The organism is Psychrobacter sp. FME5 (assembly GCF_014861375.1).
GTDB lineage: Bacteria > Pseudomonadota > Gammaproteobacteria > Pseudomonadales > Moraxellaceae > Psychrobacter.
This window is the reverse complement of record NZ_RRYX01000248.1, coordinates 1-843: the sequence shown is the minus strand read 5'-3', so window position 1 is coordinate 843 and position 843 is coordinate 1. Positions and strand designations below refer to the sequence as shown.

The 843-nt window shown below is 45.4% G+C and carries 1 pseudogene; it reads right to left on the bottom strand.

Annotation, left to right across the window (positions count from 1 at the left end):
* Nucleotides 1–13: 13 nt before the first annotated feature.
* Nucleotides 14–762, bottom strand: a pseudogene (locus tag EI161_RS14525) (IS5 family transposase).
* Between the last annotated feature and the right edge of the window lie 81 nt (nt 763–843).

The window sequence follows — 843 nt, the reverse complement described above, 5'->3', positions numbered from 1 at the left end:
CTAGGGCGTGTCATCAATTAAGCCAAACCACGCAAGAGACCAGATGAATCGCACTGAGGAAATGACTGGCTAACTTATCATAACGAGTGGCAATCGCACGGTACTGCTTGATCTTGGCAAAGAAGTTTTCAATTAGATGCCTTGCTTTATAGAGCTCTTCGTCCAAGTCTCTTGGCTGCAGCCGATGACACTTTGAAGGTATGACTGCATGGCCTTGTACTGCTTTAATCGGTTCAATAACACGGGCATCAGCATCGTAAGCTCTATCGGCAAGCCAAGTTTGGCTAATACTGACATCAAGCAGTTCATCTGAGCCACACAGGTCATGAGCTGCGCCACCCGTCAGATAAAAGCCAGTAGGATTGCCTAATGCATCTGTACGAGTATGTATTTTAGTGGTCAGTCCACCTTTGCTGCGTCCAATGGCTTGATCCCTTTTTTTCCAGCGCTATGCTGATGGGCTTTAACAATCGTGGCATCTAGCATGGCATATTCATCGTCTGATTGTTCGGACAGCTGATTAAAAACCTGCTCCCATACGCCTTTTTTTGACCAGCGACTAAAGCGAGTATGAATCACTCTGAAGTCGCCAAAGCGTTCAGGGAGGTCACGCCAAGGAATGCCGGTCTTATAGCGGTATAGAACAGCTTCTACGAATAAGCGGTTGTCTTTTGCGGTAACACCAACGTCACTTGATTTGCCTGGCAGAAGGTCTTTAATACGCTCCCATTGGTCATCACGTAGGGCATGTCGTCTTGTCATAATAGTTGAGCTCAGTTTGCTATATATAGAATTAGTATAGCTTATTTTAAAATATCTCTGCTAATTGATGACACGCCCTAG